The sequence below is a fragment of the Mucilaginibacter gilvus genome (genome assembly GCF_004054195.1).
Taxonomy (GTDB): Bacteria; Bacteroidota; Bacteroidia; order Sphingobacteriales; family Sphingobacteriaceae; genus Mucilaginibacter; species Mucilaginibacter gilvus.
In genome coordinates, this window is sequence record NZ_SBIW01000031.1 from 20,284 (window position 1) to 38,558 (window position 18,275).

Annotated in this window: 11 protein-coding genes; 2 read left to right on the forward strand and 9 right to left on the reverse strand. The window is 46.7% G+C overall.

The annotated features are described in order from the left end of the window. Positions 1-3 precede the first annotated feature (3 nt). Positions 4-2,619 carry a hypothetical protein gene (locus EPL05_RS23395; RefSeq protein WP_128536415.1) on the reverse strand — a complete coding sequence of 872 codons (2,616 nt, stop codon included), beginning with the start codon at positions 2,617-2,619 and terminating at the stop codon, positions 4-6. A gap of 260 nt (positions 2,620-2,879) precedes the next feature. Here EPL05_RS23395 and EPL05_RS23400 point away from each other — a divergent pair, with 260 nt between their 5' ends. Both EPL05_RS23400 and EPL05_RS23405 read left to right on the forward strand, forming a co-directional pair. Continuing rightward, on the forward strand, positions 2,880-4,205 hold the full coding sequence (locus tag EPL05_RS23400) for a cytochrome ubiquinol oxidase subunit I (RefSeq protein ID WP_128536416.1): 1,326 nt from the start codon (positions 2,880-2,882) through the stop codon (positions 4,203-4,205). A gap of 15 nt (positions 4,206-4,220) precedes the next feature. Next, complete coding sequence (locus EPL05_RS23405) at positions 4,221-5,243, forward strand: cytochrome d ubiquinol oxidase subunit II (protein WP_128536496.1); 1,023 nt, start codon at positions 4,221-4,223, stop codon at positions 5,241-5,243. A 176-nt stretch (positions 5,244-5,419) separates the two neighbouring features. Here EPL05_RS23405 and EPL05_RS23410 read toward each other — a convergent pair whose 3' ends face one another. The 8 genes from EPL05_RS23410 to EPL05_RS23445 form a co-directional block, all read right to left on the reverse strand. Beyond that, on the reverse strand, positions 5,420-8,806 hold the full coding sequence (locus EPL05_RS23410; protein ID WP_128536417.1) for a DEAD/DEAH box helicase: 3,387 nt from the start codon (positions 8,804-8,806) through the stop codon (positions 5,420-5,422). 229 nt (positions 8,807-9,035) lie between these two features. Continuing rightward, entirely contained in the window at positions 9,036-10,037 is a 1,002-nt protein-coding gene (locus EPL05_RS23415) for a hypothetical protein (RefSeq protein WP_128536418.1), read from the reverse strand. Positions 10,038-10,366: 329 nt separating this feature from the next. After that, complete coding sequence (locus EPL05_RS23420; protein ID WP_128536419.1) at positions 10,367-11,539, reverse strand: pyridoxal phosphate-dependent aminotransferase; 1,173 nt, start codon at positions 11,537-11,539, stop codon at positions 10,367-10,369. Positions 11,540-11,561: 22 nt separating this feature from the next. Beyond that, on the reverse strand, positions 11,562-13,145 hold the full coding sequence (locus EPL05_RS23425; RefSeq protein ID WP_208394826.1) for a flavin monoamine oxidase family protein: 1,584 nt from the start codon (positions 13,143-13,145) through the stop codon (positions 11,562-11,564). 365 nt (positions 13,146-13,510) lie between these two features. Continuing rightward, positions 13,511-13,984, reverse strand: a complete 474-nt coding sequence (locus EPL05_RS23430; RefSeq protein ID WP_128536420.1) for a DinB family protein — start codon at positions 13,982-13,984, stop codon at positions 13,511-13,513. A gap of 82 nt (positions 13,985-14,066) precedes the next feature. Continuing rightward, complete coding sequence (locus tag EPL05_RS23435; RefSeq protein ID WP_128536421.1) at positions 14,067-16,454, reverse strand: hypothetical protein; 2,388 nt, start codon at positions 16,452-16,454, stop codon at positions 14,067-14,069. Between the two features lie 36 nt (positions 16,455-16,490). After that, positions 16,491-17,660: a DUF4249 domain-containing protein gene (locus EPL05_RS23440; protein ID WP_128536422.1), complete on the reverse strand. Its 1,170-nt coding sequence runs from the start codon at positions 17,658-17,660 to the stop codon at positions 16,491-16,493. Between the two features lie 86 nt (positions 17,661-17,746). Then, positions 17,747-18,259: a DUF4249 family protein gene (locus EPL05_RS23445; protein WP_128536423.1), complete on the reverse strand. Its 513-nt coding sequence runs from the start codon at positions 18,257-18,259 to the stop codon at positions 17,747-17,749. Between the last annotated feature and the right edge of the window lie 16 nt (positions 18,260-18,275).

Genomic DNA, 18,275 nt, shown 5'->3' on the forward strand with positions numbered 1-18,275 from the left:
GCTTTAAGCGTTCCAAACCAATTTTTGCGCCGGGGTGAGGCGGTCGCCATAGATCATCGTCCAGGCGATGCCTGTTTCGGTAACCTGGCAAACGTAAAGTTTAAGGCAGCCCTGGATGCGGCGTTTGGTTGATAAATTGTCGGCCATTATGGGTTTGGCTTTATCGGTATTGGCAAAAACATACAGGTAACCCGGTCCGCTGATGCCCTTATGAGCTCTGATGGCCCAGTTGATATTATCGCCCACAAGGTCAGCGGGGATACCCAGCCCCTTCGCGCCCTTGCCCCAATCATCCACTTTTTCGGCGCTTACCAGCCACAGGCCGGTTAAACCAACCATTTTTTGTTTGTTATCATCAATTATTTCCTGGTCGAAATTGGTTTGCGGGAGTTTTTTGATGCATAGTTTTAAGCAGGCCATCCGCGACCGTAACTCCGCGCTGGTTAAATTCCGCAGAACCGACATATCCATCTGCCCGTTCATGGCGTTCTGGATATAATCCGCGCAGGCCAGATCGGTAAAGTTCACAAAAACGTTATTGTACACCCTTTCCAGAAAAGGGCCCTGTTCGCCATCCCAGCCGGTACTTTCAAAAAGGTGCAGTTCCTTACAGGCCGGTGAATCTTTGTGCAGGCCTATCTCTTTATCCATCAGCGGCACAGCCGTAGGGTTACGGTAATCGGTATCCATCGATCCCTGGTAGGTACGCGCGGCATCGGGCGAGGCGGCGGGCCACATCCCATTCATGGCGGCGCAAAGCTTCATATCCTCCGCAAAAGGCGAACCCAGCCCCCGGGTGCTCAGGTAGCTGTCTACCTTTTCATATGTGCCATCGGCTTTCCTGGTATCATTGGCATAGGTGATATCCCATCCCGGCGCAAACACACCCGAACATACATCTGGCAGGAAACTGCTCGATTGGTATTCACGCTTGCTCGTTTCAGTATACTTATTTCCCGATATAACTTTGATGTTCTTACTTTCAGAGAATACGGCGGTAAAGGTATCGCCGTGCGTGTCAAAAGCTTGTTTTTTGGTAACCGGGTTCTCCATGGTTTGGTTTGGCCGGGTCCGTTCGGCACAGAAACTGTAGAGCCCGCCTTCGAAAAAGTTGGTAGTATTGTCTTCAAAATCAAAGCCAGCCAGATCGTAATTATCCACCAGCGGGAAAAAATCCGGCGCGGTGATGATAGAGAACGCGGGCAGGCAATTATGTAAAACATGATCGGGCAGCAACTTGCTGCTCCAGTTTTGCGTATCAACGGTCACACAGCCATCGCAAATGCTATCCTCAAACAAAGCGGCCAAATAATTGCCACGGGGGTTGCGTTCCAAATGGATAAAACCGGGCATTGCCCCATCTTTTTTAAACTTGGCATTTACAAACATGGGCGTGTTGCGGGGCACATCATAAGGGTTTACTTCGCGGTAAACCTGCTTATCCAGGTCATCGAAAACCAAAACCTCTTCGTTGCCCACATAGGCAGTATTCATGGCGGCGAAGTAGGCGCTGTCCTGCTTTTTTACGGTGTAATACGCTTGTTTGCCGTTTTGCTTTGCCCAGCGAACCAGTGCCCCCGGTACCGATTTGATAAGCACCGAAGAGCCCGTACCGATGCTTTTTACCAAGGTTGCGGAGTTACGCGAATCTACCCTGAAAGGCGGTTTGTTGATATCGAACAGGTGTTTGCCGGCGGCATCAATCGGGTTGTTAAAATGATCGGAAAAGGTTTTTACCAGGCTGTTTAGCTTCTCGTTAACATGGTATTCGCTAAAGCTGAGTTCTTTGGTATCCAGCAGGGTATCCCCTTTAAATATCTTGCGGATGGGTTGCAGGAATGTGCGTGTCCCGTCTTCACCATCCTTTGCCTTGCCCATCAGCGTAATGCCCGCTTCGCCGGTTACTTTTTTAGCCAGGAATAAACCAAAGCGGGCGGGTGTTACTGCTATATTCTTCACTTTGGCTGGGTCGGCCGGTTTATTGGTGTAGCAACGGTTCAACGCATCGTAATTCATTTCGCAATCACCAATGCGCGAGATCCCGGTACGGGAGAAAACCATATCGGCATGTAAATGATGCGGCGTTTTATAGGCGGGGCGGTATTCGTAAGCAAACACGGCCAGCACCATATCCTTCCTCTCGTCGGCAGTAAAAGCCCTCAGGCCGTATATTACATCCTCCAGCGAGTCGATGATCTCTACCGAAGGATAATTGCAGGTGCCGATAGCCGGCCGCACCCTGGGGCTTGCCAGCGCATGGTAAAGCAAACTGCCGGCAGGGTAACCGGGTTCTATCAGCTTCTCCCCCATAAAATCGTCAAAGCCCTTTGCTTTGGCAAAAGTTTGATTTTTGGTATAGGTGGCCATATCCGCGTTAGCGGGGTTTATATTCAACGATAAAATTTTGTTGAGGTAATCTATCCATCCATTGTCCTGCATCCACTTCAGCAGCGCCTTAAATTTAGCGGAGGTGTCTTCAGTTAAAAGCATCATGATCGCTTTATCGAAATCAACATCCTTTAAAGTACTGCCGGGTGACGCCAGAATATTGAAGGAGGAAAGTTCGCTCAGCAAAAAAGTTGTTAAGGCGGTTTTAGTGATAAAATCCCTTCGTTTCATAATCGGTAAGGTTAGATAATAGGTTGATTTGTAGGCCCAATAAATATATAATATTTATTGGAAAGTACGGCAAATAGCACAGCGGCAAAAGGGTATAAACCGCTGTTTTACAAGGGGATTTTTAGCTATTTTATCATTGGTAAACGTTCAGATAGAAATGCCTTAGAAAAGCAATTAAAATAATAATACATATTCATTTTAAATTAGCATAAATACTTGATAGGGATATAGTTAAACTATCATTTGCGTAAATTTACGGCATGGATAATTTTATGGCCGCGCGCTCGCAGATGGCATTGTCCCTCGGCTTTCACATTATATTTTCGTGTATTGGCATGGTGATGCCCTTTTTTATGGCGGTATCGCACTTTATGTACCTCAAAACCCATAACCCTATTTACCGAAATGTAACCAAGGCCTGGAGCAAGGGCGTGGCTATCTTTTTTGCCACGGGCGCGGTATCCGGCACGGTATTATCCTTTGAACTGGGCCTGCTATGGCCAACCTTTATGAAACACGCGGGGCCGATCTTCGGGATGCCCTTTTCGCTGGAAGGCACCGCTTTCTTTATTGAAGCGATAGCTTTAGGATTCTTCCTTTACGGCTGGGGACGGTTCAATAAATGGTTCCATTGGTTTACCGGCGTAGTGGTTGGCGTCAGTGGACTTGCATCGGGTATATTAGTAGTAGCGGCCAATGCCTGGATGAATAGCCCTTCGGGTTTCGACCTGGTGAACGGGAAATACACCAACATAGACCCAATAAAGGCCATGTTTAACCCGGCATGGTTCTCACAGGCGCTGCACATGTCGGTAGCCGCCTTTGCCGCTACGGGATTTGCTGTAGCAGGCGTACACGCGCTGATGATATTGAGAAAACGAAACGTTGATTTCCATACGCGCTCCTTCCGCATAGCGGCTATATTTGGTGTGGTAGCGGCTATTCTGCAGCCCTTAAGCGGCGATATTTCTGCCAAGATGGTTGCCAAACGCCAGCCCGCAAAACTTGCCGCAATGGAGGCGCATTTTAAAACCGAACCGTATTCGCCCCTCATCATAGGTGGCATTCCCGATGTAAAAAACAAAAAAGTTGATTACGCCCTCGAGCTGCCCGGTATGCTGAGCTTTATGGTGTATGATGATTTTAAAACGCCCGTAAAAGGCCTTGACCAGATACCGCTTGCCGATCAGCCCCCTATCGCGGTAACCCATTATGCCTTTCAATTGATGGTGGGCCTGGGCATGGCCATGATGGCATTGGGCGTTATTTACCTCATCGCGTTAGTAAAAAAGAAAAGTTGGTTTACCAAACGCTGGTTTTTAAAGCTCTTCATCGCCGCTACACCGCTTGGTTTTATTGCCGTGGAGGCTGGTTGGACGGTTACCGAAGTTGGCCGCCAGCCCTGGATAATACAAGGCGTTATGCGCACTGCCGATGCCGTTACCCCAATGCCGGGCATAGGCTACTCGTTTTACCTGTTTACCGCTGTGTATTTTACGCTGAGCATAGCGGTTACATTTTTGCTGTACCGACAAATAAAAATGGTGCCGGTACTTTATGATAATGCAGAACCCTTAACACATTAAAATATAAGGCTTATGATGATCTACGTAGTGATGGGGTTTTTATGGCTGGCGCTGCTGCTATACCTGGTAATGGGCGGTGCCGATTTTGGCGCGGGCATCATCGAACTGTTTACTTCCAACGCCAATAAATCGCGCACACGTAAGATCATGTACAACGCCATTGGCCCTATTTGGGAGGCCAACCACATGTGGCTCATCATCGCCATTGTAATATTGTTTGTGGGTTTCCCGGTGATCTACACCACCATGTCTACCTACCTGCACATCCCGCTGGTGATCATGCTGATGGGCATCATTGCTCGCGGTACGGCCCTCACCTTCCGTAATTACGACGCGGTGACGGACAATATGCAACGTGTTTATAATAAGATCTTTGTGTACTCGAGCTTTATTACGCCGCTGTTCCTGGGTATAATAGCGGGCAGCGCCGTTAGTGGGCGAATAGACACCGGGGCAACCGATTTTTTATCGGCCTATGTGTATAGCTGGCTCAATTTGTTCTCCGTAGCCATTGGCTTTTTCACCGTAGCGCTTTGCGGCTTCCTGGCGGCAATTTATTTAATAGGCGAAGCTAACGATGAGACTGAAACCAAAAGCTTTATCCGCAAAGCCCGGTTTATGAATATAGCAGCCGTAGTAGCCGGTGGGCTGGTTTTTATCGCTTCTATTGAGGAGAAAATACCTCTGGTAGAATGGGTTTTCGGCAGTATTATTGGAGTTTTAGCGGTGAGCGCTGCCAGTATTTCGCTGATGGTGATGTGGTACCTCATTGTAAAAGGCAAGCGGTTTATTATCCGCATACTGGCCGGTTTCCAGGTTACCATGATATTACTGACCACCACCTACAAGCACTATCCCAATATCGTGATCCTGAAAAATGGAGGCTATCTTTCCCTTATTGCAGACCGTGGTGCAGATAAAGCCATTGAGGGTTTAGGAATAGCTTTGCTCGTGGGCAGTTTGTTTATTTTACCTGCGCTCGGCTATCTTATTTACAGCTTTCAGCGGAAGGATAAGGGAGATGTGGCGGAGCATTAAGTAGGCGCAAAAACCCGCCATGTCATTCCAAAGGAAGCGCAGCGACGAAGAATCTTATACGAGCAGCCTTTACGTCAATGCATTATTGCTATGCATACTTAGGATGCATAACGTACAATTTCTCTTTCGCCCTCCCGCTCCTTCCGGCCCATGCTCTATCGAAATTACATGGTTTTTTAAGGCGACGATAACAACCCAAGCAAATCAACCTTGGTAAGCGACTGAAATATCGTATCTGATGAGATCAGCTTGCCTGCCAGCTCCTTTTTGGTTTCCTGTAATACAATGATCTTTTCTTCGATGGTATCGGGGCATATCAGCCTTACGGCAACCACGTTTTTGGTTTGGCCGATGCGGTACACCCTATCAATAGCCTGGTTTTCTATGGCCGGGTTCCACCAGGGGTCTATCAGGTAAACGTAATCGGCGGCCGTGAGGTTAAGCCCGGTACCGCCTGCTTTGAGGCTTACCAGAAACACCCGGGTATTAATATTACCTTGAAAATCGTTCACTACCTGCTCGCGGTTGCGGGTTGCGCCGGTGAGGTAAGCAAAACCAATATTGCGCCTGGTTAGTTCCTTTTTTATCAGATCGAGCATCCCTACGAACTGCGAGAATACCAGGATCTTATGATTGGCCGATTTACCTTCTATTTCGGCTGCCAGCGCATCAATTTTCGACGATCGATTACCCGGAACGCGCACGCCATTAAGCAATTGCGGCGAATCGCAGATCTGACGTAGTTTAGTCAAACCCTTTAAAACATGCATCGAGCGTTTGGGCAACTCATTCTGCGTGGTGGCCGAGATATACTCTCTAAACTCCTTTTCATAAGCCAGATAGATACCCCGTTGTTCCTCGCCCATAGGGCAATGCAACACCATTTCAGTTTTCTCGGGTAGCTCAGATGCTACCTCTTGTTTGGTACGGCGGAGGATGAACGGACTTATCTTATTATGCAGTTCGCGCGAGCGCTTGCTTACTTTAAACTGATCGATAGGCATGGCGTAGATCTCTTTGAAATACTGGTGCGTACCCAGTAACCCCGGGCAGGCAAACGATAATTGCCCGTAAAGGTCGAAAGTATTATTTTCTATGGGTGTGCCGGTAATGGCTATCCGGTTTCTCGCTTTTAGCAGCTTTACAGCTTTATAGCGCTGAGAACCAGGATTTTTGATATTTTGGGATTCGTCTAAAAAGACATAATTGAAAGTATAATCCTTCAGGAAGTTAACATCGGATAACAGCGTGCCGTAGGAGGTTAGAACCAACTCATAATTGTCAAAATCTGCCGTGCTTTTTATCCTGTCGGCACCATAAATGGTGTGGATCTTCAGCGATGGCGCGAATTTAGCCACCTCCGCCTGCCAGTTGAAGATCAACGAAGTAGGCACAACCAGCAAATTGGTATTTTGCTGAACCTTTGCGCGTTGCGACAGGATAAACGCCAGTATTTGTATGGTTTTGCCCAGCCCCATATCATCCGCCAGGCAACCGCCAAAGTTAAAATCATCCAGAAAATTAAGCCAGTTCAAGCCCTGCTTTTGATAAGGGCGAAGGGTAGTGAGCAATGTATCAGGCACTTCAACTTCCTGTATCGATTCGAAATTTTCGAACTTTCGGCGAAAATCTTTTATCTCCAGCTTTACCTGCTCATCCAGCATTTGCCCTTCAAACAGTTGCTCAATGGTTTCGTAATTTGTTTTGGGGATGCGGAGCTCGTCTTCCCAAATTTCGCCCGATTGGAAATAGGCCGCGAATTTTTCCATCCACGCTTCGGGCAGGATGCCCATGGTGCCGTCGTCGAGCTGTACAAACTTGGTTTTGTTGCGGATGGCCTTGTGCAGGTGCTTTAACGATGCTTGCCGCTTACCAAATTTGGCAACAATATGCGCGTTGAACCAATTGATGCCGCTTAGTATCTTTATCGTAATATTTATCTTATTGGGATTCAGCTTATTACCGTCGAGTTCGTTAAAACCTAAAATGGTTATGCCCGCTTTGTTCCAGGCTTCAAAAGCATCTAAAAACCAGTTTTCGTCTAAAAAGCGTTTTTTGTGTAGGTAAAAATATTGAATCTCGTCGCCCGTTTGTTCCTCAAAATAAGGATGTTGCTGAATAATGAGGTTATTAAAGACCTTTTCGGCAGCATCATTCCGTTGTACCAAAAACTCTTTGCCTTTAACATCCGGGGCGTAGATCTGTGTATCTTTTCTGATGGGGATCTCGGCATCGCCATAGCGCATTACGGGCAAAATCATTACATGTTGCCCAAAATCCGACAGGTAGATGATCTGTTCGTTTTTATCAAAATTGTATTTTTTAACCTGCGCGGGGGTGGCTTTCAGAATGAAAGGATAACTAATTAACATACTCTCTTCCAGCTTATTAAGAATCCTCGAGCGAAACTCTTTAAACTGCGACTGGTGGATCAGCAAATTCTCCCCACCCGATCTGAACAGCCCGATAGCACCCATCATCTGCAGATCCTTCACTAAATAAAGCGTGTTATCCAGCCGTATAAAATAACCGAAAATCGTTTCAAGATTGTTTAACGTGTAGCGTTCCTCCCCAATGTGCAGCTCGCCCGAAACCTCGTAGAAATCGCCTTTTTCCTCCACGGTGAGCTGTAAGCCTTTATTGATATTTCGCTGGGTAACCAGCTGCAAGGCATTTGCCGACACTTTTTCAGAAACCTCATTATCAAGTAAATAACATTCCAAATTTAGCGGATTTTTAACGATAGCTTTCAACCCGTCCAGGTTGGATTGGTTTATTTTGGCATCTATGTTTTGCTGGAAACGGGATACCGCGGTATAAAATTTCAGCTCCAGCGGGTCATTGGTCTCTGTAACCAACTGCAGGGGTGCAACCGGCGATAAAGGATTTTTAATCCGTCCATCCTTCGCCATGGCAGCATCATACAATTCTACAATGAGGTGTTTGTAGAATCTGTGTTGCTTAAATACTAAAACCCTTTTAATCAATTCATTAATGTCTGATTTCTTTGCAAGATCTGGCATTTGCCCCAACATCAGCTGCTGCTCCATATTACTGAGGCTGGCGCTGGTAACCGGAAAAAGTGATTTATTTTTTGGTTTGATAATCAGGCGATTATCTCGTAGTTCGGAGACAAAGTACGCGTCTAGGTCGGGTTCACCGGCAAGCCCGTAGTCTGTGGCGAATTTTCTTAATTTGATATCCCTCAGCTCATTATCAAAGAAAACAAGGTAATTCTCGTTGCTGATAATCTGCAACAAAGCCGAGGACTGATGACCGCAAAGTTTGGTTTTGGACTGGCGGCATCCGCAATAGAGCACCAAACAATCCAGCTCCTGAACTATCTGTATATCAATAATTTGCAACCCATCCCGCCCGGTAAATTTTGCTTTATTGATGCTAAATTCAATCGGAGTCAAAGCTTCTTCCCCTAACTCTTCATAAGCAGATACAGGCGAATGCTGCGCGATCGTCACCGCGTTTAATTGAGCGATGCTTTTATCTTTCAGGATATAAATTCCGTCATTTTTTTGTCCATCATTCGCGGTAAAAACGTTCTCCATTGATGGCGGCAAATTACGATATTTTAGCCCGCAAGTACCCCAAATAGCAAAAATCGCCGTCGAAAAAATGCGTTTTTTTGCTATTTTTTATCAAAAAATGGGCCTTTTTAGTGTTTATTTCACCGTTTTTTCGGGCTTACCATCAAAACTGATTTTCATCCGGGCAACGGGAAATACAAAAAAAGGGACGCAAAATTTTGCGTCTCTCCCATTAGATTTTTTCATTGAATTATTTTTGCATCACCATTACCCCATTCATTAAAATTGTGCTGCCTTTTTCGGCAACAATGTTGTATACGTTTTGTAAGCCGCCTGCCTGCTCGTTTTTTTGCAGCACGGTGTAGGCTTCGTATTTGCCGGTTTTATCATTCAGGCAAAGCACCTGCTGGCCCAAAGTTATCTCCCCTATTTTAAAGTTGCCTTCTTTGGTCAGCATGGGGTGATTTGGTGTAGCCTTTAACACTTTGACGCGCAGGTTTACATTGGTACCCTCAGCGGTGTTGTTTTCCTTTGCCAATGCCAGCACCAGTTGGGTAAGCGCGTAGTTTTTGGCAGCATGTACGGTAAGTTCTTTTACTTTGGTGGCAGATGGCTTGCGGGTTACAGGGTCGAGGGTGATCACCTCATCGCCGCTTTTAACATCCTTCAGCAGTTTTTTACTGCCGTTGCCCATGGTAACCATTTCATCACCGGGGAAACAGATATCGTTACCATAGGTAGCCGATTCTTCCTTCAGATCCTTGCCGTTATTCAGCAACTTGTATTGCTGGAAGCTCAGCTCTTTTGAAAGCACATAGCTCAACTTCAGGATAAAGTTTTTCTCCACCTTGTTGATATCATCAATATCCTGGAAATAAGCTGCCCATACTTTGGCATCGGCGGTAAAATCGGGCACCAGGGCCTGGTATTTTTTGCCGGTTTCGCTGGTATAGAACACCATGGTGCCAATTTCCTGCATCCCCTCTTTGGCGACCAGCTTATACAGGTCGATCCGCTTTTTCAGGTTATCGGCACCCGTGATGAAGTAAGGTTTACGCCCCTCGTACCTGTCAAGCACATAGGCGTTATCGAACTTCACGTAAGTATCCTGATCCAGGTTGGCAATGGCGTACGTTTTTGCCTTGGTATATTCTGCCAGCGTAAGCGGGCGCGGGTTAACGGTTTTTTCCTGTGCGAAGGCCGCTGGGGAAGTAACAAAAAGTATAAGTAGTGAAAATAGTAAATTGCGCATTAGTTTCATATTATTCCTGTGTAGTTCACTATTTGACCAAAGACCGCGCAGTGGAAGCATAGAGGCACAGATTTGTTTTTATTTTTTTTCAGTTACCTCCCTCGGGAGGCAACTATATATGAGTTGGGACAATGTATTTAATGTTTATTCGCGGCTTTGGCAATCATGTAAACAATCCATGCTATCACTATGATTACAACAAAGAATTTACCACCATCTGATAGGTCTTCGAATCGTGGATTTTTACGACGGCGTCCCATTTTATTTATTTAAGTGACGTTTTTTTGCATTCGCCATTTTTGGTATTATCACCAACAACAGCTATTAGCTTACGAGATCTCTTTAAACGCAGCGGCAAATGCTTCCATCTCATCCATACGGCCGATGCTGATGCGGCACCAGTCCTGGCCGTTCAGTTTCCAGTCGCGCAGGGCTACGCCGCGTTTATTCATCTCCTCACTAAATTTTTTAGCATCCATCTTTAGTTGAAACATCACAAAATTTGCAGACGAAGGGATGTAGGTATAGTTTTCCTTCTTCAGCGTTTCGTACAAAAACTCTTTCGACGCGTTAGTTTTCTTCAGCGCATCTGCCAGGTAGTCGGTTTCGCGGTACGATGCAATGGCCGCAGCAAGCGCGGTAGACGATAAACAGGCCCAGGCAGGTGTATAAGCGCCAAGCGCTTTAAGCGTATCTGGCTGGCCTACCATATAGCCAAAGCGCAAGCCTGCAAAACCATATAATTTAGAGAACGTGCGCGCAATGATCACATTGTGCCCGGCTTTAATACAATCCATCATGCTGGATGCTTTAGGGTCGGGCAGGTAATCTATGTAGGCCTCATCCACCAAAACAACCGTTTTTTTAGATACGCGCTCGCAAAAGCCTTTCAGTTTTTCGGTATCTACTATAGTAGCCGTAGGGTTATTGGGGTTACAAATATAAACCAGCCCGGTGTTGCCATCTACCTTAGCCTCTATGGCGTCCAGGTCCAGCTTGTAATCGGCTGTTAAAGGCACTTTCACCCATTTGCCGTCAAAGTGCTCTGCCTGGGTAGGCAGGTCGTCGTAAGAAGGATCGGCGGTGATGATGCTTTTACCGCCTTTGCTGTAATACATGGCAGCAGCCTGCAGCAATGGCGACGAGCCCGAAGACATCAATATATTAGTTCCCTTAACACCCTCGTAGGTAGCTATTTTACCACGCATGGTAAACATTGACGCGAAAGTGTACTGGTAGCCAGTATCTAACGAATCTATTATCGCCTTCTTTGCAGCTGCCGATGGGCCGAAAGGGTTTTCGTTGGCCATCAGGCGTGCTTTGAGCCCGGCAGGTGCCTGCATTATCGCGGCTTCTTCCGCCAGCATGGTATTGCCTGCGCGCATTTTGCGGATAACCGGCATCGCGGCCAGCTTATTCATAGTGCCGGTTAAAAAAGCCACGCCGCCTGCCATCAGGGCGCTGCTTTTTATCCAGTTTCTGCGGTTTAGTGAATTTGACATATCGTTTAATTTTAGTTTTTTCTTACTTATTTGCCGGGTAGCTCAACCGCTGCTCGGTTACACGGGCATGTACCTGCGCCACCACGCTCCTGGCCGATTCGAAGGCCCCCGCCATCCAGGCGTTGAGGTACGTTAAATGCTCCCCGGCAAAATACACCTGCTTATCGGGCTTTAACAAAACCGGGTACTGGGTTTTACGGGTCTCGTTATTATAAAGCGCCCATCCGCCTAAATTATACTTGGTTTTGTGCCAGCTTACCGAGAACGACCGCTCAAAATCCGTATCGTACTGCGGGTGTATCAGCCTGCCTTTTTGCAGGGCAAGCTTTTCGCGTTCGGCGTAGCTTAAATCGCCCGTGCGTAGTGCTTTTTCGTTAAAATTATAATATCCTATTAAGATACCCTTTTTACTTAAATAATCATAACTCGGATAAAATATCTGCGTTAAATCGTTGTTAGTGTGCGTTATACCGCCGTAAATATGATCGTCCTCTTCCCAAAATCTCCGCTTAAACTGCAGGCCTATTTTGCCCGTTTGAATGTAGCCGATGTAATCGATAGCCCGGCTTACATCGCCCGAAAAATTGTTGTTAATATTGCTGAGCACAGGTAGCGGCAGCGTACAAATGCACAGGTCGCCCTGTAAAACGTGTTCGCCGGTGGCATCCTTATAGGTTATTTTTACACCCTCGGCCAGGTTGGTGATGCTGCTTACCTCGGCACCCAATTTAAGCGAGGGTGCCACCTGCTTTTGCAGCGCTTTGGCAATCATATCCATACCGCCAACAGCCTGGAACATGGTCATCTGCAACTCGTAGGTGTATTCGGCCACGTTGTAAAAATCCGGGTCAAGCAGGCCCGACTGGATAATTTCCGCCAGTTTATTCGCCTCCGCTATTTTGCCGGGCTTGTTCCCCGCCCCCGGCGATTCGGCATAGCCCCTGCGGGCAGATGCCTTGTACAGCTTATCAATATCCAAACCGCCTTCGGCGGCCAGGTATTCCAGTACTTTTTGGGTATCTTCTTTGGTGAGAGCGCCGTCTAAAGCGCCGTGGTCAACACTTTTGCTCAGCAGTTCGGCCATATAGCCGCGTACATCGTTGTGTACCTCGCGGGCACGGATCTTTTTATTGGATAGCGGGCCTTTGCCTTCGGCGAAGTAGTACGCGCCTTCGTTTACGTTGTTGTAAACCTGTATGGGTACGCCCAGTTCTTTGCAGTAATGCAACGTAAGCTGGTGGTGGTGGGGTATGCGCGAGGGGCCCGCGTTAAAGTACAGCCCGTCGTCGAATTTAGCGGTAGTGGTTGGCATCCCGGTTTCGGTATTGGTGCTGCCATTACGGATGCTCCAACATCGCCCCCCTGCCCTTTCGCGTGCCTCTAAAATGGTAGTTTTATAGCCAAGTTTGTTCAGTTCGTATGCCGATGCCATCCCGGCCAACCCTCCGCCTAAAATAATAATGTGTTTGCCATTGCCGCTGCCGGTGAGGTTGAAGGCATGCGCGGGCGCAGATTTGAGCAGCCCCAGCGCCAGCATAGCCGGATAAGTGCCGCCTGCGAGCATGGCGCCCTTGCTTAAAAAATTTCTGCGGGTTAAATTTTCCAATGTAACAATCAGTGATAGGTGAAGCGCTCCGCCGCGCCCTTTTTACGCGACCCGGCGGGATAAATAGCCTAAAAAGCATTAAAGACTATTTACAGCGGGAATTTACCTGTTTTTTAAAAGAAAGCCAATTAAATTATCAACATCTGTAAAAATGACATGGTTTTTTGTGAGAAAAGCAGGGTTTGGTGCGTTATAGGCTGCGGCGCCCCCGCTGTACGCTCTACGTTGTGCCACTGCCATCGGGTTTAGGTGGGTTGGGTTACGTTATTTATTTAGCTTCTCAACTATGTCATGCTGAATTTATTTCAGCATGACGTGAGAGAGCTTAAGCGGAATATCAATATCGCTTCTTCTATCGCGGGTCTTTACACTAAAACCAACTGCCCGAAATGGTAAGCGATATGATTGGTACGGCTTAGTAATACGCTGAGACGGTTGCGGGTTGGGTCGTTCGCGAAATCTTCGTCGGTCATGGCGTTGTGGCGTTTAAACCAGTCTTCGGCCGGCAGGGCATTAAACAGCTCGGTCAAGCGGTCGTGTACCTCATGCCAGTATTCCCTTAATTTTTCTACGGGGTAGGCATTAACAAGCGGGCCATCGGGCGTGCGCAGAAATACCGGGGCAAGTTCGGGGTACATAGCCTGGCCTAAGCCGAGGGTTTCGCTTAACAGCCCGTGATAACTTGTTAAGTGCCCGTAAAGGTATATGATACGGTTTTTGCCGGGTGCTACCGTTTTCTGAAAGTCAGCTTCGCTAAGGGCGTTGAAATATTTTTCGGCGCGGGTTACCTGGGTGTTCCAGCCCTGCAGCGCCATCTTTACAAACAATTGATGATCCATCTTTTTTTCGGTAAAGATGGATCATCAATTATGTTTTTGGTAACATCCCGCCAAAATTGACGGGCGGTTGACGGTAGCCGGATTATTTCACCTCAAAGGTAAACGACTGCGAAGCGGCGTCCCCATTGGCGGCCATCCCCTGCACTATGCCAAAGTATCTCCCGGCCTGGTCTGATGTGTAAAAGGTAACTTTATTGGCGCTGATAGGGCCTGTATTGATCTCGGGTGCCCAAAATAACAGGTTCCTAAAATCGGGTATGCGGCTTTTTGTCTGCTCATCGGTCTCGTAAATTGGCGAGTAAAACTCGCGCTGTACCTGCATCCCTTCATAATCTATCACTACGGCATGCGGATCCATTTCGGCGCCGCCCAGGTCGCCTTTATAGGTGGTATAGTTCATAATACCCTCAAATGCAGCTGGTCCCCAGAAATAGCGGCTCCGCAGCACCTGCAACCTTTGCACTTTTAGCGGATCTATCGCCATTACTTTATCAATGTTAAATACCGGCACACCATCCAGCATTACCAATGGGTCGCCGGTAAGTATTGCCTTCTCGTCTATAAGGGTAATGTGGAACCGGCCACGAGACCTGGATACGCCAGCTTCGCGCACGTATTCGCGCACTACTTCTTCCATGGTAACAAAGCGGGTAAAATCATCCAGCTTATAGGTTTTGTAAGGAATGCCAAAAAAACCGGTGCTATCTACAACCGGCTCGAAGTAGTGTTTAAGCTTATTACCTGCGTAGATGTTTTGCACCTGCATGCCCAGGCTTTGCTGCTGTAAAGAGGTTTGCATCCCTGGGGTAAGCCCAAATGCAGGCAGCGTGGTTTTTGAATATTGCTCAGAGAAAGGGCTAATAACCTCTATCTTATGCGAAGTATCGCGCTCGGTATTGGTTTGCACCACAATTTCGCTGGGACCGTAAAACTCTTTGGTATTAAAATAAAGCTTGCCTTCGGCATCGCTTTTTGCTGCGTATACCTGCACACGCTTACCCGGCACAGCAAGGAAAGCGATCACATCCTTCGCGATATTTTTTACCGAGTCGGTAACCTTGCCAATAACCAGGTGCCCGTTAAACTCGGGCAGGTATTTAAAGGCTGCCGGGTTGGCCTGTAATATATTATCCCAGCGGAAACGTCTCCAACCCTGGGTTAATAACAGGTTATCGGTTGCCTCATCAATCTCAGCAGTGGTGTTTTTTAAGTAATATCCCGGCGATTCGATACTGCCTTTAAGTTCGGCACCGAGCCAAAAGTAGCTCGCGATATCATCCTGATCTACCGTTTGCAAAGAATCTACCCGGTAAACCGACATGGATAAACCAGCGTTGATCATTTTATTGGCCGCGTTTTTTGCTGCCACGGTAACACTTACCTTTTTACGGGTTGCGTACTGCCCGGCATCGGCACCGGCATTAATAAACAAGGCTTGCTTTGGCCGTTTAAAGTACAACCGCTCGCAAACGGGCTGCTTGCCGCCATCAAATATGGTGAGGGAAGATACGCCTTCATCCAGCTTGTCTTTACTTACCGTAAACTGCGCTGCGCCGTTGCTGCTAACAGCGCTCTGCACTAATTTAGCAACACCGCGAGTGTGTGCAAAAAGGTATAGCGGCTGGTCGCCGGTATTGTTGTTCACCTTTACATTAAGGCTGCCGTTGCCGGCATCGGTTACCTGCATGGTGTAGCCATTATTTTCCACCACGGGCAGTGTTGTAACAATCGGTTTATCGCTGCCGATATTTATAACGGCCCTGTAAGTGCTATTTGCAGCAGGCGTAAATGCAAAACGCGCCATACCAAACTTTAATGGCTTAAAACGGGCAACGGTATCGTTATTATCATTTACAACGGCACCCCTAAAGGTAACGCCCATGCCATTTTTTGCAACCGCTTTAAAGGCAACGTTTGCTGCCAGGCCGCTAACCAGATACCCCCCCTCCGGGAAAAACTGCACATCATAATCTGGTGTTTTGGGTTTGGCCGCCAAATCGGGAGATCTTAACGAGTTTACAATGGTTATCTTTTTTTCGAAGAAACCCTCGGGACCAAAATTCTTCATCCAATTGGTGTATGCCCGTAATTTATAATTACCATTAGCCACAGATGGCGGTATCACCAGCGAGCCGCTGCCCATACCATCGGCCATGGCTATTTTAGCCTGCATAACGCTCACCTGCGCGTTATCTAAAATATCAACATAAACTACTTTACTTAGCGTGAGCGGTTTATTAAAGGCCCCGTCTACACAATAAATTTTAAACCAAACGATCTCGCCGGCCAGATAGGTGCTTTTATCGGTATGCACAAATATTTTTTCCTGCAGGGTGGACTGGGTGTACTTATTAAAAGCGGCTTGTACAGGCTGCAAATCCTGCGCGTTGCCGCGCGGGATAAAAGCAAGCAATATTACCGATACGAGTAAAGTATTTTTAAGCAGGTTTAATTTTCTTTTACCGTTCATTTTTTTTCAAATGGTTATTGTATAAGTACAGTAATCTTATTTATCTCTCCAAAAATCGGGGCGCCTTTTTACACCGCGTGAGGTACAATCGGCGCAGAAAGGGTTTGCTCTGCCATAGCCTATAGCCGGGCCACCCTTTGGGCCTGTTATGGCATAAGTAGGCAAATATATACCGCTGATAATAAATGCAGCAACATCGTTAGCTCTTGATAAAGGGTTTACGAAATAGGTAGAATCCTGTTGGCAATCATAAGGGTACTCTACTAACCATGATTTCGGCAGGTCGTCCTTGTCAACAAATATCCTTTTGGAAGTCATAGTACCCACGCTGATGAAACCTACCACAGGTTCTTTCGCATCGGTTGTGTTGTGGATATTCCCTTTAATTTCTGAAGGCAGGGCATCAAATATACTTCCCAACTGTTCGGTGTTCTTTCTTAGGTTTTCCCAAAAAGCAAAGGCCTCGGCGGTAAGTGCATATTGTTTTATCAGGATGCTGTAACGCAAGCTAACTTTCTCCGAAGTGGGAATGATATTGGTTATGGGCGCATTATTCACTACATCCGAAGCAAGTTTTACGGTTGATGCCAGCGTGACTGTGCTTGATGAATGGTTGCCAAAACAAATAAACACCTGGTCGTCAGACGTACGGGGCAAAATATCACCGTTGACTACTCTATAATTGGAGATGTATTTGGCATGAAACAGCCATGTTTCGTCGTAATCCCAGCGGTAATAGCGCGTGTTAGCGGCAGGGTCATGTGCGCTAACGTTTATTTGCAGCCCACTGCTTTTAATATCGTAAGTTATAGTATCTACAGGTGGCGTTAATTTAACTTCGCTATCATCTGAGAGATATTCTTTGCCATTGGATAGCTTAATACGCAAATGATACTTTTGCGAAGCATCTAAATTTAAAGGCGCTGCCGCATATACGCCGGCTTTTATCTCGTTTAGTTGGTAAGTTTTGCCATTGCCCTCCACTGTAAGGGCAGCACTTCGTTCTGCTGCTGTACTTACCGTATCGCCCAGGTTCACGGTGTGGCTTAACTTAATTAAGGTAGAGTCGTTGCCGCTGTTTATAAAGCCTTCTACAACCAGGTAATTATTGGCCGTAGCCGCTAAGGTTGGGGAATAAGGTTTTTTACAGGCTATGCCGGCAATCAGCAAAACCAGGTAAACAATGTATTTTATATTTTTTCTCATCAGTCTATCTAAAAAATGGCTTTTGGTAAGCCCTCACCTATAATTGATTACTTACAATCCGTTTAAAAAATCTGTTCATCCTTATATCAATTCGTCCAAAAAGCCGGTTTTATTATAGTTCCGCGTAAGGTACAATCAACGCAATACAGGTTTGAAAAGGTATCGGGGCCAACAGGTACATTCAAACCATGTGTGTCAATAATGTTTGCTTCTATATCAGCCGCACTCGCGGCCGCACCAGATACGTAATCCTGATTATTGGTAGTATGAATTTTAAAACGGTATTTCTTTGCGCCGTCGAGATTTAAACCTGCCGATGCATAGGTACCGCCGGTTGTTTCGTTTACATGATAGGTGCTGCCCTCTCCTTCTAATGTAACAGCGGCACCGGTTTCGGGTTTAACAGATGTATTTTGCTTCAACTGCACGGTATGGCTCAGCCTGATAAAAGTTGAATTTGATCCTAAATTTACCACACCTTCAACTACCAATAAATCGGTATCGGTAGCAACAATTTCAGGTAAATACAGCTTACAACAGCCCGATGCCGTTATAAACAGCGCCAATGCCGAAATGATATATGGACAATTTATCCTCATTATTTATCATTAATAA

Excerpts from the sequence above, each read along its gene's own strand:
- EPL05_RS23430 (WP_128536420.1), bottom strand. The coding sequence starts at position 13,984 with ATGGATCATCAATTGTTTGTAAAGATGGCGCTGCAGGGCTGGAACACC.
- EPL05_RS23420 (WP_128536419.1), bottom strand. The coding sequence starts at position 11,539 with ATGTCAAATTCACTAAACCGCAGAAACTGGATAAAAAGCAGCGCCCTG.
- EPL05_RS23410 (WP_128536417.1), bottom strand. The coding sequence starts at position 8,806 with ATGGAGAACGTTTTTACCGCGAATGATGGACAAAAAAATGACGGAATT.
- EPL05_RS23440 (WP_128536422.1), bottom strand. The coding sequence starts at position 17,660 with ATGAGAAAAAATATAAAATACATTGTTTACCTGGTTTTGCTGATTGCC.
- EPL05_RS23445 (WP_128536423.1), bottom strand. The coding sequence starts at position 18,259 with ATGAGGATAAATTGTCCATATATCATTTCGGCATTGGCGCTGTTTATA.
- EPL05_RS23415 (WP_128536418.1), bottom strand. The coding sequence starts at position 10,037 with ATGCGCAATTTACTATTTTCACTACTTATACTTTTTGTTACTTCCCCA.
- EPL05_RS23405 (WP_128536496.1), top strand. The coding sequence starts at position 4,221 with ATGATCTACGTAGTGATGGGGTTTTTATGGCTGGCGCTGCTGCTATAC.
- EPL05_RS23395 (WP_128536415.1), bottom strand. The coding sequence starts at position 2,619 with ATGAAACGAAGGGATTTTATCACTAAAACCGCCTTAACAACTTTTTTG.
- EPL05_RS23435 (WP_128536421.1), bottom strand. The coding sequence starts at position 16,454 with ATGAACGGTAAAAGAAAATTAAACCTGCTTAAAAATACTTTACTCGTA.
- EPL05_RS23400 (WP_128536416.1), top strand. The coding sequence starts at position 2,880 with ATGGATAATTTTATGGCCGCGCGCTCGCAGATGGCATTGTCCCTCGGC.